Below are 25,977 nucleotides of genomic sequence, written 5' to 3'. Positions count from 1 at the left end.
ATCCTACAAATTTATTTATCCATTTTTTTCGATTATGAACGATTCAAAACTGATAGAAAAATACTTTCCACAGCTCACCGAAAAGCAGAAAGCACAATTTGCTCAATTGGGCGAATTATATCGTGAGTGGAACGAGCGCATCAATGTAGTATCTCGCCAAGACATCGAGAATATCTACGAAAAGCACATTCTTCATTCATTGGGTATTGCCAAGGTGGTCAACTTCAAAGATTTCTCTGAAATTCTGGACGTAGGTACAGGCGGTGGATTCCCGGGTATTCCTTTGGCTATTATGTTTCCACATTGCCAGTTTCATTTAATTGATAGCATTGGTAAAAAGATTAAGGTCGTAACAGAGGTAGCAAACGCCTTAGGTTTAGAAAACGTACGTGCCGAACAAATTCGCGCTGAGCAAGTAGATGGCGAATACGATTTTATCGTGAGTCGTGCTGTAACACGTATCACTCCATTTTACGGATGGGTAAAAGGCAAAGTGAACATCAACTGCTACAATAAGCTCAAAAACGGGATTTTGTATTTGAAAGGAGGCGATTTGGGTGAAGAATTAAAAGAATTAGGAAAAAAGACAAGAACATTCGAACTACACGAATACTTCACAGAAGAGTTTTTTGAGACTAAAAAGGTCATTCACGTTCCGATGGTATAAAAATTTCAAAAAAAGTTTACAAGATAAGTTTTTGAAAATCAGGGAATAATACAAAATAGTGCGTTTTTTTGTAATTTTTTTGCTTAAAATACTTGCATAGTAACAAAAAAGCGCATAATTTTGCATCACAATTCAGGAACAAAGAAACACAAAATTGTAAAGAGATTCCTTCTTAGCTCAGTCGGTTAGAGCACATGACTGTTAATCATGGGGTCCCTGGTTCGAGCCCAGGAGAGGGAGCACAGCACTGTAAAGCCACTTTCGAGTGGCTTTTTTTATGCCCATACTTTAAGGTTTCTAGTATAAAATACTTAATATTAGGGCTTTTTGGTTTTTGCACTAATATGGGTACTGTATAGTTATTTGGGTACTCTATTAATCACATAATAAAAAAGTTCTATATGAAAAAAGAATGTTGTATTCTATCAAGTTCCGTTTACGTTCACAAAACCACAATCCACACACCAAGCTAACCCCTATCTATGTTCGTTTGACAGTCAATGGTGTGACCGCTTCAGATTTCTTTTCTGGTGTCAGGTGTAATCCTGAAAATTGGCTTCAGAAAGCACAAACTATCATTGGAAGTAGTGAAGAACTACACGAAGATAGAAAAGCCCTAGAAAATGTAAGAACCACACTAAAATCTATTATCAATAACCTTGATATTCCAGACGCTTTTACCGTTCGAAAAATGTATCTTGAAAAGGACGTTCCACCTCCTACACTTGTACAAGCTTTTGAAAAATACATTAAGGACGAAAAAGAGAGCTACAAGGGCACTGATAAGGAGTTATCAGAAAAGACCATTCAAAAGTGGTATTATTCCCGTGACCATCTGAAAAGTTTTGTAGGAGAAAATTACCAAATACACGAAGTAAAAAAAGGCTTTGAGAAAAAGTATTACAAGCACCTTCTTTCAGGTGGGAAAATGTCCAATAATCATGCAATTAGGAATATAAGCTATCTTAACACGGTTTTAGATTACTGTATTGATGAGGGATTTTGTGAGGAGAATAAATTGAGCTTGAAATCCTTCAGCCGTGACCCATCAAAGCCAATTTTATATCTGAGTGAGGAACAGGTAGAAGCTATTGAGAAATTAAAGTTTTCAGATAAGCAGTTTCAAAGCTGTGTAGATTTATTCCTATTTTCAACCTATACCAGTTTGGATAATAACGAGCTTTTGAAATTAGGTAAAGATAACTTCGAGTCTGATTGTATTAAGATTACAAGAGGCAAGACTAGGAATAAGAGTTTACAAATTATTCCAATTCTTCCCAGGGCACGAAAAATGTTAGAAAAGTATGATTATCAGTTACCTACACAACCCACATATAGAATAAATAGGGCTTTGGATGTATTGGAAAAGATGCTGTCTTTACCTTTTAATCTCACCACCAAAATAGGAAGAAAAACTGCGGGTATGTTCTTTTTGACTAATAAGGTTCCGATTGAAGTAGTTAGTAGGATATTGGGGCACAAAAGCATAGTTACCACCCAAAAACACTATGCTGACATCATGAATAAAATTTTGATAATTAATAGTACCAAACACTTAATGTAATGAAAAAAGTATTATTCTGCCTTTTATTTGCTTCCTGTACGGTTCAAAAGCAAGTGCCTGTTTATAACTCTGAAGCAAAAATTATATTTTTCTGCAAAGAATCAGAAGATTCAAATGAAATTAATGTTCGTAAATCAAAATCATGGGTTGAGCGTTTACAAGTAAGATTTCCAGATTTATACTTTGTAAGTCGTTCGTTTAATGTTGAAAGTTCACGGGATTTTAAAGAGCAATTACAAAGAACAATATCTGAAGAAAAGCCAAAGGCTGTACTTTCCTATGAGTTTATACCTCACTCAAAGACAACCTTTAGAAATAAATTCATACTTATTCTAAGTGATTCTACGAATAACATGATTAAAGATAAGGTTTATCATAATTATGCTTGGTTAGCTATGCCAGATATATTGCCAGACTTTGCAAAAGAATTGGAAAGTTTAGAATTAAAATATAAGAAGTAATCAATAGAAAAACCCCTCCGACATAGTCAGAGGGGTTTTTAATTATATGGAGCTAAAAGGATTAGGAATCTGCTACACTTTGAGAACTTTCCGTATAAATTTTGCTACGATGCTGATCCACGATTTTTCTTTTTTATCTACTTCTACAACTGTACATTCTTTGTCAGTGTAGTAGTACCGTTTGCCTTTGTTTTTCAGCTTGGTTCTTTCACCTAGTCGGATAGTGTCAAAAGTGCAGTCGGGAACGTGAATAACCTTTGCGGTATCAGATAAATAGATTGTCGTTTGGGTTTTGGTTTTTGCTTGACTTTCTGAAGCCATAAATAAGAGTCCCACACAAGAGAGTAGAACCAATAAGAAAGATTTTAACCATTTCATTTGATTAGGGGTTTATTGAGGGTTTTTTTCATTAGTTAGTAATCCATTTGACACAATACCAAGCCCTAAAGAAATCAGAGTTGTATCATTTTGGATAATGCCTTTGTAAACTACAGGACTGGCAAATAATACTGAGACAATAGAGGTAAGAGGGCTTTTGAAAGTATTTTGAGCACCTTCAGCAAGTCCAGAAAACAGCCCTTTTCTTTGCTTTAAGAGTTCTATTTCTTTTCTCAGTTCTTCGAGTTCCTTACTATTGTCATTTCTCATCTTGTTAATTATTACTGTGATTTAGCTGCCTACATAAAGACCAGGAGATTCACGTTTTTATCTGCTTAACAATCGTTGCAACTTCAGTTACAATGTGCTGTATGTCATCAACCTTTTTTTTGAGGTCATCATCATACTTATCTTTACGGTTTAAGCGGGATTCTAACTCGCTTAGTTTTGCCTCTGCTTTGATAATTCTATTGTTTTGGGCTATGTATAAGCCAATAACAGAACACAATGAAACGGCTATGTTTAGAAGTGGAGAGAAAGAGGTTATATCCATTTATGAGAGCATATTCCAAGCGGTGTCGTACTGTTCTTTTGAAATCTTGTATTTACTTTCCCAGATTCCCATATAGTACACTACTTTTCGCATGGTTTCTTTGTCAAAGGTTAGAACTGCATTTTTATCTATTTTGGAATTGCTAGATACATAGTTGGCATAGTTGCCTGTATTAGCTTGTGCCCAAACACTTACAATTTTATTGATAGTGTTTACCCCTCTGTTTATCTTGCCAGAAAGGTCTTTTAGTGAAGCTCTGATTCCATATTCGATACTGGAAAAAATGGCGTGCCCCTGTTCGTCGTATCCGACTGTTCCTTGCCAGTCGGTTGAGCCTCCCTTTTTGATGTTCAGAGGGTTTTTGTTCCGTTGCCCTCTTACTGTTGTGTCGATAGGTTGCATAGTGGTTGGTAGGTCGTTTGCGTTGCTTTTAAAAACTGTGTAGTACAGGATTAAGAGTACTAGCACAATCACAATGATTTTTTGATTCATAACAAGGTTATTTAATCCACCTGAAGCCACCAAAGAGTCTTAAAGCTAGATACATGATATAGTGCTTGATTTTAGCTTTAGGGTCTGTCTGATTGGCTATTAATAGAAAAGTGTCATCGGCTATTTTTCGGGCTTCCCTGTTTGAGTAATTAAACCCTAGTATTCTGTTTTCATAAAGGAAGTCATGCAAAAGTGTTGCTCGGTTGTACTTTCCAATAGGCGGAACAAACCACCAAAGTATTTGCGGTGAACTTGCAAAATCTGTGATATAACCTTGTGGTATAATGATTGTTCCGTATTGCGATACCTTGAAACGTACAGGTTTTTCGAGCTTCCAAAGGTCTGATTTCTCTACGTTTTCAAGGTATCGTACAACAATGTCATTCATGACTAGGCAATATCTGATACCTGAAGGGAGAAACCAGACAAAGAGCCTTCGAACTGGAATGAACCCAGAGCAGTATTGATTTGCTGAAGTAGTTCGGGTTCATTACTAATTCTGTATTGCTCAATAAGCAGATACATTGAATAAGGAATGATTTTGCGGTCTGAATGATACAAAACAGGTGTTGCAAAATCTAATTCAATTTCTTCAGTACGGTTTCCTACTTCGTCGGGCACTTCGACTGTTTTTAGGTACTTATCTGCTAAAATTTCGTATGAGATTTCACAAAGTTTTTGTCCTTCCAATTCGAACATATCACGGGTTAAACCAAAACGCATTTGTGTAGGAATAACCGTTACAGGGTATTTAGTGGTAATTAAAGCCTTCTTCATTGTTTTGTTGGCGGTTAGGGTTAATACTCAAATTTTGGAGTCACTGCATAGGTTAGGCTTTTAACCAGTGGCGCACTAAAAACTAAAGCGTTATCAGTGTTTGCCAAACACGATGCAGACGGTTGGGAGGTAATAGCGCAACCACTGGAATCTACAATTTCAAAATCAAAATCGAAATTGAAACGAATGTTTCTGGTGATGCTTGCACCTGTTCCGTCTATTGTGAAGTGTTGACGGGAGTTTGAACGCAATATGGATTCTGGTCTAATAAAGGCATTACCTCCTAAATCACTCACAGATGGAATTTGATTACCATCTTTTCCAGATAGTCCAACTGTTGTTAATGCTGTCATTTCTGCATCGCTCAAGACTTCGTTCCAGAATGCTATTTGTTTGATTGTTGTACACGGACTTGTATCAGAACCAATACGAAATTCAGTAAGATTTGGAATTACTGCATTATTTGACACAGTTTTTCCAGTTCCATTTACAAAACTTCTAGCAAACCCTGTATCGAAAGCAAGGGTCAATCTTACTTCTGTATTAGGAGCAATAGTAGTTGGATATTCATATATAGTTGTACCATCTTTTACTATATACCCTTGTGTACGATTATCTGTGGTATATAGTACTCCAATACGATTATTACCATTCGTAGTAAGTGGTCCTTGGAATAGACAGTATTTACCATTAATACCATAGGCTGGATTAGGCTCTCCTGTCTTTGCACATACGAATATGGTACCACGTTGAATTTTACCGAAAACCTGTTGAAATGTAGTGCCATTGACAAGTATATAATCTTGCTCTCTAGTAAGAATAGTAGCCTGATTCTCGAAATAGGAACTAGCTTTAATATCTTTTTCAAGTTGAGCGCCCCAAATGTGGCAGTATGAACCATTACCAGTGTGAATTCCACTTTTTAGGAATATTCCATGGCTGACACTTGTTTGAGTAGTAGAATAGGTAAGAGAGCATCGATACCATCCATTTTTATACTTTTTGATTTTCGAATCTACATGAGTAAATGTTGTTCCGAACGTATTTCCATACGTTTTTGTACCTGTAAATAAGTCAAAAACTGCCTGTGCACCAGAACCATTACTACTTACACCTATTTTGAACTCTGCACCTGTTGTATCTGCTTTCGCAAAAATAGAGACTGTGTAATTGGTGTTTGCTAAAATTGTTACACTCTTCTTTAATACACCTTCCGTATTATTAGAATTATCAATCAGTTTTGTTGCGAAATTTGTTCCATCTGGGCTAACCTCTGTTGAAACGTCAATATCATGGTCAGCTTTTGTCCAGCTTACATCTGCGAAATTATTTGAATAGGTAAAAAGGTTCTGCACTAATGGTTCGTATAATATTCCTAAACTTTCCCCTGTTATTGGGTCATGCTCAAAACGAGGCTTATTAATTTGAGCAGTTTTGATACTCCCAAAACGGTCTACATAAGTACCTACGGAGTTCCTTAGAAAAGTGAAACGAGGGTCTAAAAATCTGCTATTAGCAAAATCAACTAAAAAAATTGGTCTACCTTTTGGTCTAGTTGTTGTTTGTCCTTGAGATACAGAAACGGCACTTTGTGCAGATTGTAGTGCTTGTGCAGCCGCTTGATTAACTGCATCAATTTGTGTTTGAATATTGATTCGTTTTCTAATCATGGGAATGATAATACTTTTGGAGTTGCATAACCTTTTGTAACCTGTACTTTACTTTGTCCTGCACCTACTTGGAAGGTGATAACAAAAGTATCTTCTACACGCAAAACTGGATTGGTAGAACCGTTGGGAGGGAAAGAAACGGCATCACCTTTGGCAAGGGTATATTTTACATTCTCATCCCCGCCTTTGATTGCGATATATGCCGTATTATCCCCTGTATTTTCGAAATCAATAGCCATACAGTGGCTAGATACTTCCTGTGGGTTTTTGGTCACTAACTCGGTAGTGTGTTTTAGCCCAAAGCCTAAAAAATCGTTTGTCATGATTAATATGTGATTAGGTCGTTTTTAACTACAAGTGCCTTTTTGGTAAGTACTACATACCATGGGATTTCGATAACAGCATACGTTATGCCCTTGATTTGCTTATTGAAGTCTCCAAGATATTTACCTACTTCTTTACCTGCTGAATAAGTCCTAAGTACAATCCTTGAATCTTCAAGGTCAAAGGCTGTAGTTGGGTTTATTGAGGTCGTTTGTGCCCCCAATTTCAGGTTTCCACCTTTAGGGATTAATGGATTAGTATTCTTTGTTCCTGATACCTTTGAGTAGAATAGATTCAACTTTTGAGGGGAGTCTTTGAATACTTTTCCAAGCCTTGAAATTAGGGTTTCAGAGTACAGTTTGTAATAGGCTTGTTGTACCCCTTGCCAGTCTGTAATTTTACCTGCTACGTCAAAAATCATATCTTCGTCATAGGTGGTAATCCAATCAGAAATAAGTGAAATATTGAACGCTGAACGAAGTTGAGAGGCTAGATTATAATTAGGGTCTTCAATGATTTTATTCTCATTGTTAATCTGTGCGCTCTGTGCCAGTTCGTCTTTGATTAATAAGTATAAGAGAAGAAGCCCAAGCACGATAATTACCGTATAGTTGGGCTTTGTGGTTAGGTATTGGTTTTCGTTATCAAGCATCTTCAAACACTTTTTTGAGTCTAGTGCCGATTGGGATTAAATCAAACATTCCCAGTTCGCCACGTTGGAATTTTGGCACTAAATCAGCGATTTCAGACATAAACTTATCTGAAAACACTTTACGGATAAATGCAGGGTTTTTGTGCCCTAATTCGGTCATGTGCATTAGTACTACACAAGCTTTTTCAATGTTGGGTTCTTCGTTTGTGCCTAATGCTTTTGATAGCATATCAGCAAATTCAAATACAATATCTTTAGGGTTTTTAGTGTTTGCAGTTTCCATGTTATTTTACAGTTTTAAGATTCCTTGTTTAGCTTTTATAAGTCTTTGAATGACTTAACAGTATTGGCAATTTTGGGTACTTTATCGGCTATTTCTGAGAGCCTATCTAAAGCAGATTTGTCATTTTCGGGGTCGTCGTCGGTTAGGTCATCATAAATGGCTTTTACCTCCTGTTTGAGTTGGTCTAACTCTTTTCTCATGTACTGCATTTCAACCTTCATTTCTGCCTGTTGTTGTACAATTTGCAGTAAGGTTTGTAGAGAGTCTCCCATGTTGTTTGATGATTGATAGTTACTAGATTCTTTACCGCTACGAGGAACAACAAAGTTTTCAGAATCCTGTCCCTTTTCGTTTGTTGAGGCTTTACGATATTTGAGTACGTAATTACCTGCTGAAAGGTCATTGTAACGGTCTCTAAGTGCTTGAATAGCGTCTTCCGTTGTTTCTCCTTCGTAGCTACCTTTTTTTACGCCTGAGTTGTTTTCTATACGCCAAATAGTAGCCTTTGAACTCCTCAACAATCTCTCTAATCTTTCAAAGTCTTTTTCCATGATTTTAGAGCTTTATGGTTTAGGGCTTAGATTTAAGTCTAAGCCCTGAAACCTTATTTTTTCATGCGTTCGACTTTCTCCTTTTTAGCGTATGCCTTGTTAACAAGTGATACTCTTTTTTCTTCGTCATCGAGTCGCTTGATTGCCTTTTCTGCTTGTTTAGCAGTCATTTTCTTAGTGATTTTGATACGTGCCATTTGTCAGCTTTTTATAAGTGATTGTTTGAAAAGTAGGGGACTTTTACCCCTACTAAAGTTTTTTACTAGCCACGACGTTTCTTTTTCTTCTTACCCCCTTCATCCATATTGTTATAGAGCCAAACACCGCCAATAATGATACCTGCAGCAATAGCCAAAGAGGTTAACGGGTTTTGTGTGAAAAACTCCGAAATACTGGCAAGGATGCCTGACGCTGTAGCTTTTACAGGAGGTGTGTAAATGCTGTCAGTAGTACCATTTGCAAATGGGTTTGTCGTGATACCATCACCGAACAATGAGAATACAGGTGTGTTTCCTGATGGGTTGGTCAATGCCTTTAAGCGTCCCCCTGCATCATTAGTGATATTTACGTCTGGGATTAATCCATCGGCATTGCTCACAAAGTCAGGTTGTGCCACATCCAAAAAGCCCGAATAATCTACTTTAGGGTCAATTTTGGTATCACCTGTAGAAGTATGAAGTGAAGCCCAAGAACGAGTTTTGTACATCCAAACACGATTTTCACCACTTTTTTCTACTTGTAAGAAAAATCTGTTGCCTGCGTCATCTTGACCAACAAACAAATTACTGTATCCGTTTTGCCCGTTTTGAGCACCAGTATTGATTAAGATTTTGACTTTTTTATCTGAAGAATAAGCCATTTTATTAGTGGGTTGTTAAAAAGTTTGAAAAGTTTTGAAAGAGGTTTATTTTTTGCCTTTAGTGGTCTTTTCGGACGGTTTAAAGTATAAGTACACGATTATCAGAAATAGGACGATTAAGACCAATGTTTCTACCGATAAGCCAAACGGTAAACTGGATACGTTGACTTTTGGCGGTGTAACGTCAACGCCTGTACCTTCTAAAATTTTACCCGTTGCTGTATCAATCTTGTAATTAGTATATCCGTCCGTTGACACTGCTTTATAGTCAGAAAGGTTAGGGATATTGATTTGACTATTTAGCGAATTACCACCAATCCCGAATATTTTTGCCAGACTTTCAGCAATTGGTAAAACCGCACCCGATACCTTTTGAATGTCATCGACTGTTTTATAAAGTTTCGACTGTCCTGTTTGCCCGTTGGTATCTTTTACGGTTCGGGTATTTAGGTAGTTTTCAATGCTTGCAAGCTGTGTGGCATTATAGCCTTGCTTTTTGTAGTAGTCTAAGATTTGGGTTGTTGAATACCCTTTATCTTTCATCGTGTCAGCCTTTGCAATTTCAAGTACATAGACACGGTTATTTTTGTCAAGTCCTTGAATATCGGTATAGGATAAGCCGTATTCCTTTTGCAAAGTGGCATAATACACGGGTAATCGTTGTTCGATATAAGCCATCTTATTTTAAGAATGATAGATTTGGAATGGTTAGGTTTGCGGAACTCTCGACACCAATTGTAAAACCTTCAGCGTTGATATTTCCTTTTAAGTCGAATGTTACTGTACGCTTTGAAAATTGGTCAATGAAATCGGGAATAGCCGTTAAAATGTCAAGCACTCCAATTGTGCAGGGCACTTTTAAGATGGTTTTGTTTAGAGATTGTATCACTACACTTTCATTCAGAAACCCTGAACCAATTGTTGAGCCTTTTAACAATACATCAAACTGGATTAGCCGTAACCAAATACCCGTATTTGTCGGATTAGTAATTTCAACTGGTTGCAACCATGTCAGTTTAAAGTTGCTGAAATTGAAACGAATACTTTCAGGGGTCATGATTTTATACGTTAGCTTAGTAGCTGTACTAATCTTGGAGTATAAGAAAATACCAACTGTTACAAAGACCCCGAGCACTAGCCAAATGAAACCCCTTCTACTTTTGTTTTCTTCCATACCAGTAGTAAATAATTAGGATAATGATAAAAATTAGAATAGTGGTTGTACCCTTGTTGTTGCTTGCCAAATCAGTAACATTCTTGGTTACTATTTGTCCCCTAACTTTCCACATCTGAAACCAGACATCTAACCTGTCTAAATACTGAAAACTGAAATAGCCGTTTTCCAATAGTTCCAGAGGTTTAGATATTTGCCCCGTCCATGAATATCTAGTATTAGGTGTCCAAACTAAATCGTAATAGTTTGGGGTCGTAAAGTCAGAAACCAATACACCATTTACCAGATAGCCAAAATCCTTAAATTGTGCAGGGTCGGACGGCTCAACAACAAGCCTTACTTTTTTACCTCCAATTTCAGCATATCTAAAGTTTTGTAGGTATGGATTAATTAAAAGCTCTGTGACCTCATGACTAAGTATTAGAGTCCAAATCTTGTCGTATTTAAGTCGTGCGTATGGTGTACCCTTAGGGGCGAATGACTCATTTTTCTCTAATACGTAGTGATAGCCGTAAGAATTAGTGTCTATTTCTTCATCGATTGTAACCAACCAACTCCCATAAGGCACAGAGCTAATATTTTCATAGGCTTTAATTTCAGCCGTCAAACCATAGTAAACATTTTTATCCCAGTGTTGGGTGACGTGGTTTCTGATTTGATAGATTATTGCTTCAGTAGCTTTAAATAGCTCACTGTAGTTAATTCGTTTGGTAGTTGCGACAATGGCAACATGGGGTACATTTGCCATTATCTGTTAAAGAGTTTGTATATGATTAGCACAATAGCAACAAATACCGCAATAAGGAAAATATCGCTGTATTGATTTGATGCAGTTGTACTCTTAGGAACTTTAGTTTCAAATCTGTTTAGAGCGTTATAAAGAGCATCTGACTTGTAAGCTTCAATTAGGTTTTGAACTTTTTCAGCTTGCTTTAAAATGGCTTGTTCTCGTTTTGGCTTTTCACTTTGTAGAACTACAGTAGAAATCATTTCTAATCCTCCTATAATTGCCCCTACAATCGTTAATGAACTTATTATTGTTGATAATGTAGCAACGATTTTAACCATTGATGGAAATAATATAAGTAGGTTCTTAACTTCTATTGCAACAACCTGAACTTGTGCTATTTTAGAGCTTATTTCTGGAGTAATGCTACCATAGTCAGCATTAAACCTTTCAACCATCATTTCAAGTACTCTAAACTCATAATTAAGCTCATTCCCGACTGTTTCTTTAAACTTATCGTACCATCTATCAAAATCCTCTTTGCTAGTTGCCTTAGAGATATTCCCTAAATAAGACATTGCATTTAGAGTATTTTGATAATGCAAATCAAAACCACCTGCCGAACCATCCCCGAAACCCTGAGGCATTGATATAGGATTATCAAAACCTGTATTCCAGTCTATAAAGCGAATATTTGACAAATCAAGCGAATCCAGATTTATACTATTTAATACCGCTGAATCATCCAACTCATAGGTATAGGTTTTGCCATCTACTACATAACTAACAGTCATTTATTTTGAAAATATCTTAGTGATTAAGTTGTACAAACTTAGTTCAAAGTTTAGTGATACGTAAACGTTAAGTTTGCGTAACTTTACGAAAGGTTAAGTAAATGCAGGCAACTATGAAAAACAGTATCACAAAAAAAGATTTTCTAAGGCTATACAATATCAATAGAACTATTTTTTCGATTTGGTGCGAAGACTTACCGCATGAAATTGGAATAAAAAAAACAAAACAAACTTTTACGCCACGTCAAATTATTGCAATTATTAAGGCATTTGGAATACCTCCATATTGCACTATTGAAGAAAGAAAATATATAGAACTTATATGCAGTACAAACGGTGGGCAAATTGATAGCTAAATGAAAGCTAAAATACTGCAAAATGAAGAAAAAAAAGTGGACGGACGGATGGACGGACGGACGCGGGGGCATATATAGTAAAACGTCCGTCCGTCCACCCCTGAAGGAAGGATTCAAAACCCTAAAAAATAGGCTTGAATCCTTCCTATTTTTTTGCCCTAATTTTTACTCAAAACTGGACAAAATAGGGTGGACGGACGGACGCTTACCCTAGATATATATCCGTCCGTCCGTCCATCCATATAGGGATGGGCGTAAAGGGGTCTATAAATCATTCTAAAATCACTCCTAAAAACTTAGTTTTAATGAAAAATGAAAAACCCCATGCCACACGGCACGGGGTTTCTGTGAATGATCTGCATTATACAACCCTGGTAAGTTCACGTTTCTTTTGCATTCTTTTTCTACACGTTGCGTTAAAATGCTTTGCTTTACCTTTCACTATTTGACCGCATCCACATTTACAAATATTTACATCTGTGATTCTCCTGGCATTAGATGGCTCAGTTGATTCACGAATTGAACTAGCTATAAACTTTGCCACTCCAAGATGAACCGAATTGCCTATCAATCTGTACTTATGAGCGATTGTGAAACCTTCTAAAGTAAAAGAATGATTTAGCCCTTGCAATTTTAAGAAGTCTTCAAAAGTTCTCCTATCTTTTTTATTGCCTTCTGTAGCAGTTATACAAGGTTTCTTTTCTCCATTGAAAGGCTTTTTTACAATGTCTAATACAAATCCTTCTTTACTACCAAATTGAAAATGTCTAGGTCTGTTTTGCTCAAAACCAATATCAGTGGGACTGAGTGAAAACCGTTGTATTTTATATCCTGAAATGTGAATGTCCGGTACTTGTGGTACATTTTCTAATAGAAACCAAAGTGGTTGAGATTCTTCGACAACTCTAGTAAATTCTAATAGCATTTCTAAACCGTATCCAGTTGGTTTAACCCTGCGAGCCTTTGAGAAATCTTGACATGGAGAGCCTCCTATAACTCCTTCAAATTTGTTTGGTATGCTTTTAAACTCCCTTATATCTTGACCAAACATAATATCCCCTGCGGAAACAACTATAAAACCTTCCTCTCTAAAACCTTTTCCTAAAATATCTATTCCTGTAAAGGTTGATAAAACTAAATGTGATTTGGCGCCCATGTTCATATATCGATCGTTCACATTATTCATTATTAAATAATTCCTGCTGTCCAGTTCGGTCGTAGTACCAAAGGTTGTCTTTTTCAGTAATCAACTCTAGTTTTTTCATCGTATCAATGTACCTGCCTGCTCTTTTTCTGCAAGCGTCTGCCGATTCCCCTTTTTTACTTGGTTGGTAGGTCTTCACGTATTTCAAAAGCTCTGCACTGTTTAAGCCTGTATCCTTTGCTTTGATATACACTTGGTTTAAAATCTCCTCACACTCGATTTTGCGTTTGTCTTCTGTGGCTTGTTCTGACTTTAACTTTTCGATTAATTCAGCCGAACAGCTTCGAGGGATACCGCTCTCACTCTCCCAATATATTTCTTCAAACATTTTGCCCCTACGAAGAAACAATGGTTTAATTACTCTTACCTTCTTTGCTTCATCATATCTTACCGAAATAGTGCCCTGACATTTTCGGGCGGCTTCTGCTCCTATATGCCCTCTCATTTTGCCAGAATCACCGTTTTCGTGAATACAAGCAATTATACAGGTGTTCCGAACAGTACTTTCTTTCATTAGATACCGTATTAACATTACGGAACTTGTTTCGTCGTTGCTTGATGGTATCAAGTCGGTAATACCATCGAGAACAATCATGTATATGTCTTTTATTTGCTCAAATATTGCCACTAAGTGTTCAAGGCACTGTTGATAATCGAAATCTCTCCAGTTCAAAACAATGAAGTTTTCAGGGGCTTTTTTTAGTCCTGTAATCTTTACTACTTCGTTGTAAAACTCAAATGTGTCAGCGGGGTTTTGCTCTGTATCAATGTAGATTACATTTTGTCCTTTGCAGTAGTTTGAACGAATGCCCAAAGAGTCAAAATCTTTTGGGACTTCTTCCATAAGTGCAGTAGCAAGAATCATTTTGGTAATGGTTGATTTACCAGCTTTGGGTTTGCCAGAAATCATACTAATGTCACCTTTTACTGCAAATCGTGAATCTGCAATGTACACAGTTGGGATAATAGGCTTTATTTCTATGGTAGAATCAATTCTTTTTGATAGAATGTCACTGATACCAACATTTACAACCGAAGGGATTGAGAAGTTTTTAGGCGTTGGCTTTATATCTGTAAGCGGAATAATAGGAGCTTTTACCTCTGTATTATTCTGTAATTGTTCCTTCTTTTGTTTTGCTGTTAGCATAGTTGGTAAGTCTTATATTGTCTTGTACAATTTCCTGCATCTTAGAGAGTAAAAGGGTGTGCATTTCATGCAGTTTGGTATTTTCTTCAATCAGCTCTCTATTACTTATAATTAACTGAGCATTTTCATTCTCATATTTTTTTCTAAGTATTACATTCTGATTAGCGTGTCTCTCTGCTATTTGCAAAAGGTCTTCTACTAATTCATAGTAATCTAGGTCAAAGGTTGAGTTTGTTCGGCTAACTCTCTTTTTGTGCCAATCCCAAAACTTTCTGATTAGTGCCTTGTCATCTTGTGTCATAGCTTAATGAAAATAACCGCCTTTGATTGGGCGGTGGTTATGGCTAGTTACGGAATAGAGGTAATGTTTCCTGCTTATTTTGGATAATTGCGCTGTACTTCATTTTTAACTTCTCTAGGTCTGTTAGCTCAAACTTTACCTTTATTTCATTCTCGCAAAATATTTGAACCATAACTCCAATTATTTCAGCATTAAAGTTGTCTTCCTTACCTTCTATAGTTTGAACTCGGTTGAATGATTGCCAAAGAGTCTGCTCATTACCTCCAGACATATCAATTAATCTTTGTTTAAATTCAAGTTGCTTGTATCTCAAAGCATTTGAATATACTGTCCACAAAAAATTACCGTTTACTCTTCTAGTTGCGATAGTGTTAGGGGTTGTTGCCTTTGTCATTTGTCTTTTACGTAGTTTTTTAAGTGTAATTGATAACCTATTGTTGTATATGTTATATTTGTATAAACATTCTGTTGTTTTTAACAGTACAAACGTAGTTAAAGTGAAGTATTAACGCAAGCTTAAACGGATATATTTTATGGAGCTAACAAGAGAAATGATAAAGGAGACCCTAAGAAAAAGAAATATGACAGAATTAGAGTTCTGTGAATCAGTGGGTTATTCTCAGCCGTCACTACATAGATTCTATAATAGTGGCAATATTAGAGCGAAAAATGCAAGAAAGATTATTCAGTTCTTAGAGTTGAATGATAATGAAAAAGAAGAAACGCAGTTTAAAAGCAGTAGCAATGTTGACGATTCAGGAGTTCTTGAGAGGCTATTGAGAAGAATTGAAGAACTTACTATTGAAAATTATACTCTGAAGAAAGAACTGGGAAAGTGTGAAAGTACCTTTTTACCAGCACTCAGTGCCTAATTTTTTTTGAATTTGGGTACTGAAAGAGGTACTTTTGAAAGCATGGCTTTACAATGTGCTAATTTACAAATATTTAAAGGCTCTAGTTCAAGTACAGGAGAGGGAGCAAAAATAAAAAGCCATCAGAAATGATGGCTTTTTTTATGTATTAGCGAATTAGAGTAGTTGCATCTTTAGATAAACACCAACATCCAGCTTCTGTTTTAATCTCCTGTTTATATTATTGCTCAATGAGAGGCAAAACTTCGACCAAATGACATCTATTGGTCAACTATTTATTCATTTGCCCATATCATATCTAGTAATAGATTAAATGAGCTTAGAACACGATTGAACTGTTCTCAAAAAGAACTTTCTGAAAAACTGGGATTAATGCTCAGGACAATTCAAAGAATTGAGAATAATGAGCTGAAACCAAGCTTTTATTCATTAAAAGTGATTGGGATGACTTAACAATCGATGTTTTTGAATTAACCAAACCTCATAAATTTTATTTTTCAATTAAAATTACAGATATGAATCGCTTCTTAAATGACTTAAAAGTCTTGATAAAAAACCATTGGAAAACGATATCTTTTATTGTTTTAGTTATTTGGCTTATCACAAATTACACTGATATTAAATCAGGAGTAATTGATGGGTGGAACAATAACTAAAACTTTTGAGTTTTCGGATTGTCACAAACTCAATCATCACATTATGACTACATTTTGCGTTGAAAAGAGGAATCTAAAGCCTTAATTATTTCGATTCAAGGCTTTTTAATATTCTTTGAAAAATTCTTTATTCATTCTCGCAAATATAAATCTCTTCCCCCTACATCCCCTTCCTCCAATCAAAATACCCTTTTATAGCCATGACGAGTAATAGCGCATACAAAATACTCGTTCCGTGTAAGTCTTTGACGTAGTACATGCCTATATACACTAAGTTGGCTACAATCCATAAAATCCAATTTTCCAGATATTTTTTTGCAATCATCCATGAGGCTATCAAACTAATAGCTGTCAGACTCGAATCTAAATAGGGTAAACTAGCATCGGTTTGGGCGTGTAAATATCCCGATAAACCTGTAAAAGCCATACCTGCTGCCAGACAAATAGGAATGTATTTTTTAGGCATTTTGCTTACAGGTAGCTCGGTTTTATTAGCGCCACCATAAAGCCATTGATACCACCCATAAACTCCCAGAATAATAAACACTATTTGCAATTCCATATCAGAGTAGAGCTTGCTCTGAAAATAGACTACTCCATATACAGATGAACTTACAATAGCCCAAAACCAACTCCAAATATTTTGTCGGATATTCAACCAGACATAAATTAAGGAGGTCACAATACCAAAAACTTCTATCCAATTGGTTTGGACATAATCAACAAAAAAATCAAACATAAGGTATCGATTGTGGATTTGGGTTTATAAAACTGTTTATTTCGGATATCGGATGTTGGATTTCGGAAGTATAATCTTCTAATTTTTGTAAAAAATAAAGGTATTTCACTTTACTTCCGAAATCAGAAATCCCAAATCTGAAATTGTTGAAAATCAATTCACAACTCATCCTTTACAGTTTTGGGCTGTCTTTGCGTAAATGAGGAGGTTTGCTGAAATATTTACACAGATGTGTTAGCTTGCACTCTCCACATTTGGGCGAACGCGCAATACAAACATAACGTCCATGTAAAATCAACCAATGATGTGCTTTAGGGACTAATTCTTCTGGAATATGTTTGATGAGTTCTTTTTCTACAGCCAAAGGCGTTGTAGCAGTTTTAGCTACCAACCCTAAGCGATGTGATACCCTAAAAACGTGGGTATCGACTGCCATTGCAGGCTGATTATAAATCACCGAAACAATCACATTAGCTGTCTTACGCCCAACGCCTGGAAGCGTTTGGAGCTCTTCGATGGTAGAGGGTACTTCTGAGTTGAAGTTATCAACAAGCTTTTGTCCTAAACCAATCAAATGCTTAGCCTTATTGTTTGGGTATGAAATAGAACGAATATAAAAGAATACCTCTTCGAAGGATGCACTAGCCAGAGACTCGGGTGTTGGAAAACGCTCGAATAAAGCAGGGGTCACCATATTAACTCTTTTGTCGGTACATTGTGCCGATAACACCACTGCCACCAATAATTCATAAGGAGTTGTATAATGCAATTCGGTTTCGGCTACTGGAAAATTGTGCAGGAAGTAGTCTATCAGTAAACGATAGCGTTCTTTTTTGAGCATGATAAAATCTGGATTAACAAGATTATACAGAATACCTATGATATGAGTTCTGAAAATCAAAAATAAGGATTAATGGTCAGATTTTAGTTGAGGAGATGCAATAAGATAAACCTAGAAGTCGAGAGGGCACTTCTATTAGAAAGAGAAAATAAAAATTCACTCAAGCCCTCTTGAGACTTGAGTAAAACAAAAAAACATCAAACCTGAGCCTAAAACTAGGCGGAGGTTTGATGTTTTGAGTCAAAATTACGAGAATACGCTAGTATATTGTCGACCGTTCTAGAGGATGGTTCACGATAACTTGTATCTAAACCAATTTTAAGATCTACTAAATCCAAATAAAATTCGAGCATTTCGGTATCATGTACCAATGCATCTTGGATTAATAGGTTTTCTTCTTCTGAAGTTTCCTCATAAACGTAACGAATTACGTCATTCTGCGTAAAGGTTTGTATCATAGCTCGGAGAATTTTTACTCATCATTTTGCGTAGATTTATCAACGCATAACGCATTCTCCCTAATGCCGTATTGATACTAACGCCAGTGGCGTCGGCAATTTCTTGAAAACTCATATCTTCATAATGACGCATAACGAGCACTTCGCGTTGCGAATCAGGAAGACGTTTAATCAAATCTCTTAGATGATTGTGTGTTTCATTTCTGATTTGCATTTCCTCAATAGAATCTTCTGCAAAATCAAGGGTGTTGAATACACTACTACCATCTTCGAATACGATATTGGGATAGCGTTTTTCTCGACGGAAATTGTCTATAGCCATGTTATGGGCAATTCTAAGCACCCACGGCAAAAATTTACCTTCATCGTTGTACTTTCCAGAACGAAGTACATCCACTGCTTTTACAAAAGTATCTTGTAATAAGTCTTCTGCAACGTAAGTGTCTTTTACGATTAAATAAATCGTTGTATAAACTTTTGATTTGTATCGGCGAACAAGTGTTTCGAAGGCATGTTCGTCACCATTTTGAATATAGCGTGATACTAGCTCACTGTCGTTAACATGGATTCTTTCCATCTTGATAAATCTATTTGGTTAACGTAAAGCTTTATATCATATTGCTTCTCCTATATTGTTTTTTTAGTGACTACTCTAGTAAAAAATGAAGTATGCTTGATTGGTTGATTCAAAGATAGTAGTTGTTATATTAATTCCAAAAAAATTACAAGCAATTTTAACTTTCGTTAACAAATATTAACAGCGTTTTCTTCGTTATAAGAGAATGTACCTACTCGAAATGGCTGTTTATACCTAATAAATACCTAGTGTTTTCCTGAAATCACCAAATATATTGTTAATCTTCTTTATATACGGATAACAATACGATTTGGACTTTTACTGTCTTTGGTTTCAAAAATACTCAAAACTCAGGCAAATGCAAGAAATATGTACACAGAATTGATTAAATGGTCTCAAAATGAGAAAATATATAGCAACAAATGCAATAAATAGACCAAACTTGAAAAGTGCGATTGATTATATGGTAAATAGATGCAGTTGCTTTCAAAAAACAACTTTAGGTGTTATATAAATATTTTTTGCAGGATAGGTTTTAATCAAATAAAATTGATTGCAGAGTCAACGAATAAGAATTGTACAGTAAAAAAAAGAACTGCCTTTTACAAAGCAGTTCCTTCAAAAGTACTATTAGGAAAATTATCTACGACGTCTTTTCACTTTGCCTGTTTTGCTATTGCGAACACGCTCTTCTAACTCGGCAATCACTTTAGATGAATTTTCTTTATTTAATTCGTAAGTTTCGTTCAATGACTTGTAAGAAGCTTGAATCTTATTATAGTCGTCTAACAAACGATTATATTTAATAGTAAGGGTTTCGAAGGTATCCTTACTATCTTCTTGACATTTCATGTAGTCTTCATTCTTTTTCTTGAACTGACTTTCAAGGCTAAAACGGAAGCTACTTAACTCAGCGTTTTCTTGACGCTCTTTCAAAATTTGACTTTCAAGTCTTCTTACTTGGTCTTGATACTCAGCAATTTTCTTGCTATCTGTACAACTTGACAATAATAATGCTAATAAAGCAACAAATAAAGATAGATTTCTCTTCATGGGTATAATGGGATTAATTGGTCGATTTGATTGACTAAACAATTGTTGTAATGTTCGACTTTTAATAACTACTTGTAGGACGAATGAATATAATTGATTATTACTCAGCCACTAGACCATCTGGGCAAACTTACTTGGATTTTTTGAATGTTTAAAATATATATCAAACTTTTTTTAGAAAAAGCCTTGATAGATAGAATTTCTTCCTTAGTTTTGCATAAAAATCTACTTATTTTATAGAGTAAATAATGTAGGTGGATTACTCATTACACAAGAACCTTGTGCTACTTTGACCAGCTTAGGGTGTTTTGTTTGATTTTTTAAACAGAAAAGCAATGCAAAGTTTCAGAACTGAACTCGAAAATCCACTTGTTGAAAAAGACATATTAGATTTAGCTCGTAAAATTGAATTATTTAGAGATGGTAAAATCCACGAAGAAAAATTCCGTAGTTTACGTTTAGCGCGTGGTGTGTATGGACAACGTCAGCAAGGGGTACAAATGGTACGTATCAAATTGCCTTATGGTAAAATGACCTTTAAGCAGTGGAAACGTATCGCTGATATTTCGGATGAGTATTCGATAGGAAATTTACACTTGACTACGCGCCAAGATGTTCAAATTCACTTTGTTTCTTTGGACCGCACTCCTGAATTGTGGGCACAATTGGAACAAGATGATATTACACTTCGTGAGGCTTGTGGTAACACTGTTCGTAACGTTACGGCTTCTATCACTTCGGGTATCGATACTCAAGAGCCTTTTGACGTAACTCCCTATGCTGATGCTATTTTCCGTTATTTCTTGAGAAACCCTATTTGTCAAGAAATGGGTCGTAAAATCAAAATTGCCATTTCTAACTCTGATGCCGATACAGCATTGACTTATATACACGATTTTGGTTTGATTCCAAAAGTATTGGATGGCAAACGTGGCTTTAAAGTAGTTGTTGGTGGAGGTTTGGGCGCTCAACCTATGTTGGCTTACACAGCATTTGAGTTTTTGGAAGAAAATCAAGTAATTCCATATATGGAGGCAGCTTTGCGAGTGTTCGACCGTCATGGCGAGCGTAATTCTCGTCACAAAGCTCGTTTGAAGTTTTTGATTCAAAAAATCGGTTTCGATAAGTTTGTAGAATTGGTAAATGCAGAAACAATTGCCATCAAAAACAAAACATTTGAGATTCCAACTACTGGGTTCAGCGAAACGGAAATCGAAGGATATTTGCCTACTCAAACAGCATCAACAATTGCCCCTGAGACTGAAGAGTATAAAACTTGGTTGCAATCTAACGTTTTTGCTCAAAAGCAGGAAGGATATTTTGGCGTATATGTACGTATCTTAAATGGTAATATTTCTTCTAACACGTCTCGTTCTTTAATTGAACAGTTGGATGGATATGTGGCAAATGATGTACGTGTGAGTATCAACCAAGGTTTGATGTTGCGTTTCGTGCCTGAAGCCAATATTCCATATATCTACGAGGTGTTAAAAGCACATGATTTGGCATCTCCTGGTGCAAATTCAATTGCCAATATCACAGCTTGTCCGGGTACAGATACTTGTAACTTGGCGATTTCGGATAGTACGAATATTACTTCCAAATTAGAAGCCGTTATTTCTGAAGACTTCCCTGATTTGATTTATAATAACGATATTAAAATCAAAATTTCAGGTTGTATGAACTCTTGTGGTCAGCATGGTATGGCAAATATCGGTTTCCACGGTTCGTCTTTGAAGTCTGCTGATAAACGTGTATTACCTGCGCTTCAAGTACTATTGGGCGGTGGAACAGTTGGTAATGGTGTGGGTCGTGTAGCAGATAAAGTAATAAAAGTACCTTCAAAACGTGGACCTGAAGTATTGAGAGTATTGTTGAATAATTATGAAGAAAACGCTACAGAAGGTGAATACTTCAATGATTATTATGACCGTCAGGGCGAAAAATATTTCTATAGCTTATTGAAGCCTGTAGCTGATCTTACTACTTTGAAAGATGATGATTTCATTGACTGGGGCGCTTCAGAGCAATTTGCTACAGAAATTGGTGTAGGTGAATGTGCTGGTGTAATGATTGACTTAGTTGCAACTTTGTTGTTCGAGTCAGAAGAAAAATTAGAGTGGACTTTGAATGCCTTTAACGAAAACCGCGTAGCTGATTCAATTTATCATGCTTACAGTGTTTTTGTAAGTGCAGCTAAAGCCTTGCTTTTGGATAAGAGTGTTAACGTTTCTACTCAAAATGCTGTTATCGAGAAATTTGATGAACATTTTGTTGCAAAAGGCGAAATCACAATTGCTCAAAGCTCTTTCAAAGAATTAGTACTTCAAATCAACCAAAATGAGCCTAGCGTTGACTTCGCTACTTCATATATCGCCGAAGCAAAAGCTTTCTTAGCATTGGCCAAAGCATATCGTGAGCAAACAGTAGAGGCGTAAGCGTTCCGAGTTTTGTTTGATTATTTAGTATAGTCGCATACAACATTTGAAGGGGTGTAATTCAAAAGGCTTGTCCAATTGGGTACACCTCTTTTCATTTTATTGAGTGATTTATTAGTGAGCGACTTTTATAGTATTCTTGTAAAAATTGACTTGGTTAGTCAGATTCGCTTACCATTACTCAATGACCAACTACTTTTTAGTTATGAACAATTTAGAAGCTTTTCATACAATGGAACCTAAACCACGCCTGACAGTAGTCGGTGCTGGACCCGGTGACCCAGATTTAATTACCGTAAAGGCCACTAAAGCATTAGCTTCGGCAGATGTGGTGCTTTATGATGCCCTAATTGCTCCTGAATTGTTGGATTATTGTAAACCCGAAGCCGAAAAAATTTACGTAGGCAAACGCCCAGGAGAAAGCCATTCTCAAGATGCTATTAATTTTTTGATAGTCGAAAAAGCCTATATGTATGGTCATGTGGTGAGATTGAAGGGTGGCGATCCATTTATTTTTGGTCGTGGTATGGAAGAAATCGAGTACGCTCAGCAATTTGGTTTAGAAACAGCCTATATCCCTGGTATATCTTCGTCGGTAGCTGCTGCTGGCTATGCTGGTATTCCGTTGACAACGAGAGGAGTTAGCGAAAGTTTTTGGGTAATTACTGGTACTAAATCAGATGGTTCTTTATCCAAAGATTTGGCACTAGCTTTACAATCATCAGCAACTATTGTTGTTTTGATGGGAATGAGCAAAATAGAACAAATCGCAGAGCTATGTATTCAACAAGGTAAAGCAGATTTGCCTATTGCCGTTGTACAGCAAGGAACAACCGTTCATCAAAAAGTTGGAATTGGCACTGCTAAAAATATTAAATTCGTCGTTGAGCACAATAAGCTATCTAATCCTGCCGTTATAGTGCTTGGAGAAGTGGTAAAGTTTGCTTCGACAACGACATTACAGTCTATTGTACAAAAGAAGTTTAGTGTCTAGTACACATTCGACATATTAACAAGCCCCCAAGGCATGTTTAAAGATTATTAGTGGTTAGGTATTTAGAAAAGCTCAATAGTTATTACTATGAGCTTTTTTTGTTTTATAGCACTTTCAATAAACCTAAGACCAAACTAGCAGAATTGTAAGCAGCAATTTTTTCAAAATTGGGCATATCTTGATGAGCATCGCCATTGGCATTGTCGCTAATACTTCTAAGTACCAAACATGGTAATTGCATTTGGTAGCACACCTGCGCTACAGCAGCTCCTTCCATTTCTATGGCATCAGCTTTGAGTTTTTTTCTTAATTCTTCTACTTTTGATTGAGAATTAACAAAAACGTCTCCTGTAGCTATGATTCCTGTCAAAATTTGAGGCATTCTATTATTTTTCCCAACAGCTTGATAAGGACATTTTGGTGCTATCTTTTGAGCTATACTTATCAAAATACTATCTGAAGGAATATAAATCGGATTCAACTGTAAGGTAGCAGGGTTTCTGGTGGGACGCAATGTGATACCTTCGTTTTGAAGTCTACCAAAATCATGATGTACGCAAGATTTGGCTATTACAATATCTCCAGGGGCAATGCCATTGGCAATTCCCCCTGCAATACCTGTGAAGATCAGTCTTTCGGGTTGCCAATTCATCAACAACAAAGTGGTAGTCATAGCGGCATTGACTTTGCCTACGCCAGTCAGTGCGATTACTACCGATTTGCCTGAGAGTTCTCCTGTCAAAAAACGAACTCCTTTTACTCGATGTTCTTCTTTGTTTTTGAGAGAATCCTCCAATAACTGGATTTCCGCATTGAATGCCCCTACGATTGCTGTAATCGTTTTAGTTTTTTGAGAAAAAACCTTTGGACCAAAGAGGCAAAGCAATATGAGTGTATTGATGAAAATCGTGCGAATAGATGCACGAAAAGATGACTTTAAGCTAAAATTGAACATGTTTGTTGAGATAGATAGTAATGTAACATTCAGCAATACAAAGCTGATAACTAAAACATTACTCAGCATTTGAATTAATGAATAGTCTAATTTGAAATCGTAAAAATTAATAAATAGCACTGAAAGCCGATAGATACGTTTATCTAATGTCCCCAGAAAAGAGCCACCAGTGCGAAAGCGTCAATAATCCACAACGCAAGAGATACTTCTTTTGATTTTCCAACGGCTACTTTGATAATAGTCCAGCTCAGAAACCCCCAAATAATACCTTGCGTAATCGAATAAGAAAATGGAATTAGCACAAGGGCTAAAAAAGCAGGAACGGCATCGTCAAGTTCAGACCAATTGATTTTGGCAATAGGTTTCATCATAAAAACGCCTACAATAATCAAAGCAGGAGCTGTAGCAATAGCAGGGACAATACTCAACAAAGGAGACAAAAACATAAATGGCAAGAATAAAAGACCTGCCGTAATGGCAGTGAGCCCTCTTCGACCTCCTTGCTCAATTCCAACTGCCGATTCAATATAGGCAGTACCTGGACTTGTGCCTAAAATCCCCCCTAAAAGTGTGGCTACAGCATCAGTCATGAGTGATTTTTTGACGTTTTGCGGCTCGCCATTTTCGTCATATAAATCTGCAGCTTCGGCTATTCCAACGAAGGTTGAAATACTGTCGAACATATCTGTAAAAACAAAAGCAAAAATCACTGGGAATAGTGAAACTTTCAGCGAGTTTACCAAGTCTAATTGAAACAATAAGCTAAAATCAGGAGAGGAAAAAATACCTTGCCAAGTAACTAGTTGGGCGTTTCCAAAGTTGACAGCCGAAGCATCGCCCCACCAGCGCCCAATCGGAATGGCCAAGAGGGTTGTCAATACAATTCCTATAATAATTCCCCCTGTAGTTTGGCGAACGATTAAAATTGCCGTTACAAATAAACCTATCAGAAAAGTGATAACGATTGGGTCTTTAAACGAAGCAATACCAACCAATGTCGCTGGGTTATCTACAATAAATTTGGCGTTTTCAAAACCTATTAAGCTAATAAAAAGGCCGATTCCAGCCGAAATAGCAAACCTAAGCTGTGTAGGAATCGCTTTTACGATATAAGTTCTAACATTGAATGCTGAAAGAATGACAAATAAAACACCTGCCCAAAACACAGCGCCTAATGCTACCTGATAGCTAATACCCATGCCTTTAACAGCTGTAAAAGTAAAAAAGGCGTTCATGCCCATACCGGGCGCTACCACAATGGGATTTTTGGCATAAAGCCCCATCATTAGACTACAAAAAAAGCTCAAAATAACCGTCGCCGTCAATACAGCATTGAAGGGCATACCCGCCTGACTCAAGATAGAAGGGTTGACGACGATGATGTACATAGTAGCCAAAAAGGAACTTACACCAGCGAGAATTTCTGTGCGATTGGAGGTAATTTTAGTTGTCATGAATAA

35 protein-coding genes and 1 tRNA gene are annotated in these 25,977 nt (G+C 36.5%); 9 read left to right on the top strand and 27 right to left on the bottom strand.

The window, feature by feature from the left end:
- The first annotated feature begins 34 nt into the window (after positions 1-34).
- From rsmG to QM481_RS08935, 4 genes are all read left to right on the top strand, one after another.
- The gene (gene rsmG / locus QM481_RS08950; RefSeq protein WP_166552606.1) at positions 35-667 is read left to right on the top strand and encodes a 16S rRNA (guanine(527)-N(7))-methyltransferase RsmG; all 633 of its coding nucleotides are present in this window, start codon (positions 35-37) and stop codon (positions 665-667) included.
- Between the two features lie 166 nt (positions 668-833).
- A tRNA-Asn gene (locus tag QM481_RS08945) sits at positions 834-907 on the top strand.
- 172 nt (positions 908-1,079) lie between these two features.
- Positions 1,080-2,231, top strand: a complete 1,152-nt coding sequence (locus QM481_RS08940; RefSeq protein ID WP_283381487.1) for a tyrosine-type recombinase/integrase — start codon at positions 1,080-1,082, stop codon at positions 2,229-2,231.
- A complete protein-coding gene (locus QM481_RS08935) occupies positions 2,231-2,692 on the top strand; it encodes a hypothetical protein (protein ID WP_283381486.1) in 462 nt (153 codons plus the stop codon). Before QM481_RS08940 ends, QM481_RS08935 begins: the two co-directional genes overlap by 1 nt.
- A gap of 72 nt (positions 2,693-2,764) precedes the next feature.
- Here QM481_RS08935 and QM481_RS08930 read toward each other — a convergent pair whose 3' ends face one another.
- The 16 genes from QM481_RS08930 to QM481_RS08855 all read right to left on the bottom strand — a co-directional run bounded on the left by QM481_RS08930 (position 2,765) and on the right by QM481_RS08855 (position 11,926).
- Positions 2,765-3,070, bottom strand: a complete 306-nt coding sequence (locus QM481_RS08930; protein WP_283381485.1) for a hypothetical protein — start codon at positions 3,068-3,070, stop codon at positions 2,765-2,767.
- Positions 3,071-3,082: 12 nt separating this feature from the next.
- Positions 3,083-3,340 carry a hypothetical protein gene (locus QM481_RS08925; RefSeq protein WP_283381484.1) on the bottom strand — a complete coding sequence of 86 codons (258 nt, stop codon included), beginning with the start codon at positions 3,338-3,340 and terminating at the stop codon, positions 3,083-3,085.
- A 283-nt stretch (positions 3,341-3,623) separates the two neighbouring features.
- Entirely contained in the window at positions 3,624-4,115 is a 492-nt protein-coding gene (locus QM481_RS08920; RefSeq protein ID WP_283381483.1) for a hypothetical protein, read from the bottom strand.
- A gap of 7 nt (positions 4,116-4,122) precedes the next feature.
- On the bottom strand, positions 4,123-4,503 hold the full coding sequence (locus tag QM481_RS08915) for a DUF1353 domain-containing protein (RefSeq protein WP_283381482.1): 381 nt from the start codon (positions 4,501-4,503) through the stop codon (positions 4,123-4,125).
- Between the two features lie 2 nt (positions 4,504-4,505).
- On the bottom strand, positions 4,506-4,892 hold the full coding sequence (locus QM481_RS08910) for a hypothetical protein (RefSeq protein ID WP_283381481.1): 387 nt from the start codon (positions 4,890-4,892) through the stop codon (positions 4,506-4,508).
- A gap of 20 nt (positions 4,893-4,912) precedes the next feature.
- Positions 4,913-6,562 carry a phage head spike fiber domain-containing protein gene (locus QM481_RS08905; protein ID WP_283381480.1) on the bottom strand — a complete coding sequence of 550 codons (1,650 nt, stop codon included), beginning with the start codon at positions 6,560-6,562 and terminating at the stop codon, positions 4,913-4,915.
- Positions 6,559-6,885, bottom strand: coding sequence for a hypothetical protein (locus QM481_RS08900; RefSeq protein WP_283381479.1), 327 nt, complete (start codon positions 6,883-6,885; stop codon positions 6,559-6,561). Before QM481_RS08900 ends, QM481_RS08905 begins: the two co-directional genes overlap by 4 nt.
- 2 nt (positions 6,886-6,887) lie before the next feature.
- The gene (locus QM481_RS08895; protein WP_283381478.1) at positions 6,888-7,538 is read right to left on the bottom strand and encodes a hypothetical protein; all 651 of its coding nucleotides are present in this window, start codon (positions 7,536-7,538) and stop codon (positions 6,888-6,890) included.
- Positions 7,531-7,821, bottom strand: coding sequence for a hypothetical protein (locus tag QM481_RS08890; RefSeq protein WP_283381477.1), 291 nt, complete (start codon positions 7,819-7,821; stop codon positions 7,531-7,533). Before QM481_RS08890 ends, QM481_RS08895 begins: the two co-directional genes overlap by 8 nt.
- 35 nt (positions 7,822-7,856) lie before the next feature.
- Positions 7,857-8,372 carry a hypothetical protein gene (locus QM481_RS08885; protein WP_283381476.1) on the bottom strand — a complete coding sequence of 172 codons (516 nt, stop codon included), beginning with the start codon at positions 8,370-8,372 and terminating at the stop codon, positions 7,857-7,859.
- 53 nt (positions 8,373-8,425) lie between these two features.
- Positions 8,426-8,569, bottom strand: coding sequence for a hypothetical protein (locus QM481_RS08880; RefSeq protein WP_283381475.1), 144 nt, complete (start codon positions 8,567-8,569; stop codon positions 8,426-8,428).
- A gap of 65 nt (positions 8,570-8,634) precedes the next feature.
- On the bottom strand, positions 8,635-9,231 hold the full coding sequence (locus tag QM481_RS08875; RefSeq protein ID WP_283381474.1) for a hypothetical protein: 597 nt from the start codon (positions 9,229-9,231) through the stop codon (positions 8,635-8,637).
- 45 nt (positions 9,232-9,276) lie between these two features.
- Entirely contained in the window at positions 9,277-9,909 is a 633-nt protein-coding gene (locus QM481_RS08870; protein ID WP_283381473.1) for a hypothetical protein, read from the bottom strand.
- A gap of 1 nt (position 9,910) precedes the next feature.
- The gene (locus tag QM481_RS08865; RefSeq protein WP_283381472.1) at positions 9,911-10,288 is read right to left on the bottom strand and encodes an LEA/WHy family protein; all 378 of its coding nucleotides are present in this window, start codon (positions 10,286-10,288) and stop codon (positions 9,911-9,913) included.
- Positions 10,289-10,385: 97 nt separating this feature from the next.
- Entirely contained in the window at positions 10,386-11,153 is a 768-nt protein-coding gene (locus QM481_RS08860) for a hypothetical protein (protein WP_283381471.1), read from the bottom strand.
- On the bottom strand, positions 11,153-11,926 hold the full coding sequence (locus tag QM481_RS08855) for a hypothetical protein (protein ID WP_283381470.1): 774 nt from the start codon (positions 11,924-11,926) through the stop codon (positions 11,153-11,155). The genes QM481_RS08860 and QM481_RS08855 overlap by 1 nt, the downstream gene beginning before the upstream one ends.
- A 113-nt stretch (positions 11,927-12,039) precedes the next feature.
- Between QM481_RS08855 and QM481_RS08850 the strand changes: the two genes are divergently transcribed.
- On the top strand, positions 12,040-12,282 hold the full coding sequence (locus QM481_RS08850; RefSeq protein ID WP_283381469.1) for a hypothetical protein: 243 nt from the start codon (positions 12,040-12,042) through the stop codon (positions 12,280-12,282).
- Between the two features lie 361 nt (positions 12,283-12,643).
- Here the strand turns inward: QM481_RS08850 and QM481_RS08845 are convergent, their stop codons facing one another.
- From QM481_RS08845 to QM481_RS08830, 4 genes are read right to left on the bottom strand one after another with little or no spacing between them, the layout of a single operon-like run.
- Entirely contained in the window at positions 12,644-13,438 is a 795-nt protein-coding gene (locus tag QM481_RS08845) for a DNA cytosine methyltransferase (protein ID WP_283381468.1), read from the bottom strand.
- A 22-nt stretch (positions 13,439-13,460) separates the two neighbouring features.
- Positions 13,461-14,633, bottom strand: coding sequence for a P-loop NTPase family protein (locus tag QM481_RS08840; RefSeq protein WP_283381467.1), 1,173 nt, complete (start codon positions 14,631-14,633; stop codon positions 13,461-13,463).
- Positions 14,593-14,934, bottom strand: a complete 342-nt coding sequence (locus tag QM481_RS08835) for a hypothetical protein (RefSeq protein ID WP_283381466.1) — start codon at positions 14,932-14,934, stop codon at positions 14,593-14,595. The genes QM481_RS08840 and QM481_RS08835 overlap by 41 nt, the downstream gene beginning before the upstream one ends.
- A gap of 43 nt (positions 14,935-14,977) precedes the next feature.
- Positions 14,978-15,328 carry a hypothetical protein gene (locus tag QM481_RS08830; RefSeq protein ID WP_283381465.1) on the bottom strand — a complete coding sequence of 117 codons (351 nt, stop codon included), beginning with the start codon at positions 15,326-15,328 and terminating at the stop codon, positions 14,978-14,980.
- A 139-nt stretch (positions 15,329-15,467) separates the two neighbouring features.
- On the opposite strand from QM481_RS08830, the gene QM481_RS08825 reads away from it, so the two are divergent.
- The gene (locus tag QM481_RS08825) at positions 15,468-15,806 is read left to right on the top strand and encodes a hypothetical protein (RefSeq protein ID WP_283381464.1); all 339 of its coding nucleotides are present in this window, start codon (positions 15,468-15,470) and stop codon (positions 15,804-15,806) included.
- A gap of 258 nt (positions 15,807-16,064) precedes the next feature.
- Positions 16,065-16,259: a helix-turn-helix domain-containing protein gene (locus tag QM481_RS24890; RefSeq protein WP_374760891.1), complete on the top strand. Its 195-nt coding sequence runs from the start codon at positions 16,065-16,067 to the stop codon at positions 16,257-16,259.
- A 363-nt stretch (positions 16,260-16,622) separates the two neighbouring features.
- On the opposite strand, the gene pnuC is transcribed toward QM481_RS24890, so the two are convergent.
- The 5 genes from pnuC to QM481_RS08800 form a co-directional block, all read right to left on the bottom strand.
- The gene (gene pnuC, locus QM481_RS08820; protein WP_283381463.1) at positions 16,623-17,201 is read right to left on the bottom strand and encodes a nicotinamide riboside transporter PnuC; all 579 of its coding nucleotides are present in this window, start codon (positions 17,199-17,201) and stop codon (positions 16,623-16,625) included.
- Positions 17,202-17,373: 172 nt separating this feature from the next.
- Complete coding sequence (gene nth, locus QM481_RS08815) at positions 17,374-18,042, bottom strand: endonuclease III (protein WP_166552603.1); 669 nt, start codon at positions 18,040-18,042, stop codon at positions 17,374-17,376.
- 215 nt (positions 18,043-18,257) lie between these two features.
- Entirely contained in the window at positions 18,258-18,500 is a 243-nt protein-coding gene (locus QM481_RS08810) for a hypothetical protein (protein WP_283381462.1), read from the bottom strand.
- Positions 18,475-19,077 carry an RNA polymerase sigma factor gene (locus tag QM481_RS08805; protein ID WP_283371075.1) on the bottom strand — a complete coding sequence of 201 codons (603 nt, stop codon included), beginning with the start codon at positions 19,075-19,077 and terminating at the stop codon, positions 18,475-18,477. The genes QM481_RS08810 and QM481_RS08805 overlap by 26 nt, the downstream gene beginning before the upstream one ends.
- Before the next feature lie 639 nt (positions 19,078-19,716).
- Positions 19,717-20,130, bottom strand: coding sequence for a hypothetical protein (locus tag QM481_RS08800; protein ID WP_166552601.1), 414 nt, complete (start codon positions 20,128-20,130; stop codon positions 19,717-19,719).
- Positions 20,131-20,465: 335 nt separating this feature from the next.
- On the opposite strand from QM481_RS08800, the gene QM481_RS08795 reads away from it, so the two are divergent.
- Positions 20,466-22,568 carry a ferredoxin-like domain-containing protein gene (locus QM481_RS08795; RefSeq protein ID WP_283381461.1) on the top strand — a complete coding sequence of 701 codons (2,103 nt, stop codon included), beginning with the start codon at positions 20,466-20,468 and terminating at the stop codon, positions 22,566-22,568.
- 205 nt (positions 22,569-22,773) lie between these two features.
- Positions 22,774-23,562, top strand: coding sequence for a uroporphyrinogen-III C-methyltransferase (gene cobA / locus QM481_RS08790; protein ID WP_166552599.1), 789 nt, complete (start codon positions 22,774-22,776; stop codon positions 23,560-23,562).
- A 103-nt stretch (positions 23,563-23,665) separates the two neighbouring features.
- On the opposite strand, the gene QM481_RS08785 is transcribed toward cobA, so the two are convergent.
- Positions 23,666-24,517: a 5'-methylthioadenosine/adenosylhomocysteine nucleosidase gene (locus QM481_RS08785; protein ID WP_283381460.1), complete on the bottom strand. Its 852-nt coding sequence runs from the start codon at positions 24,515-24,517 to the stop codon at positions 23,666-23,668.
- Positions 24,518-24,660: 143 nt separating this feature from the next.
- On the bottom strand, positions 24,661-25,971 hold the full coding sequence (locus tag QM481_RS08780) for an NCS2 family permease (RefSeq protein WP_283381459.1): 1,311 nt from the start codon (positions 25,969-25,971) through the stop codon (positions 24,661-24,663).
- Between the last annotated feature and the right edge of the window lie 6 nt (positions 25,972-25,977).

The organism is Flectobacillus rivi, from assembly GCF_030056655.1.
In the GTDB taxonomy this organism is placed as follows: domain Bacteria; phylum Bacteroidota; class Bacteroidia; order Cytophagales; family Spirosomataceae; genus Flectobacillus; species Flectobacillus rivi.
Note: the sequence above shows the minus strand (reverse complement) of the source record. Positions and strands in the feature narration are given on the sequence as shown.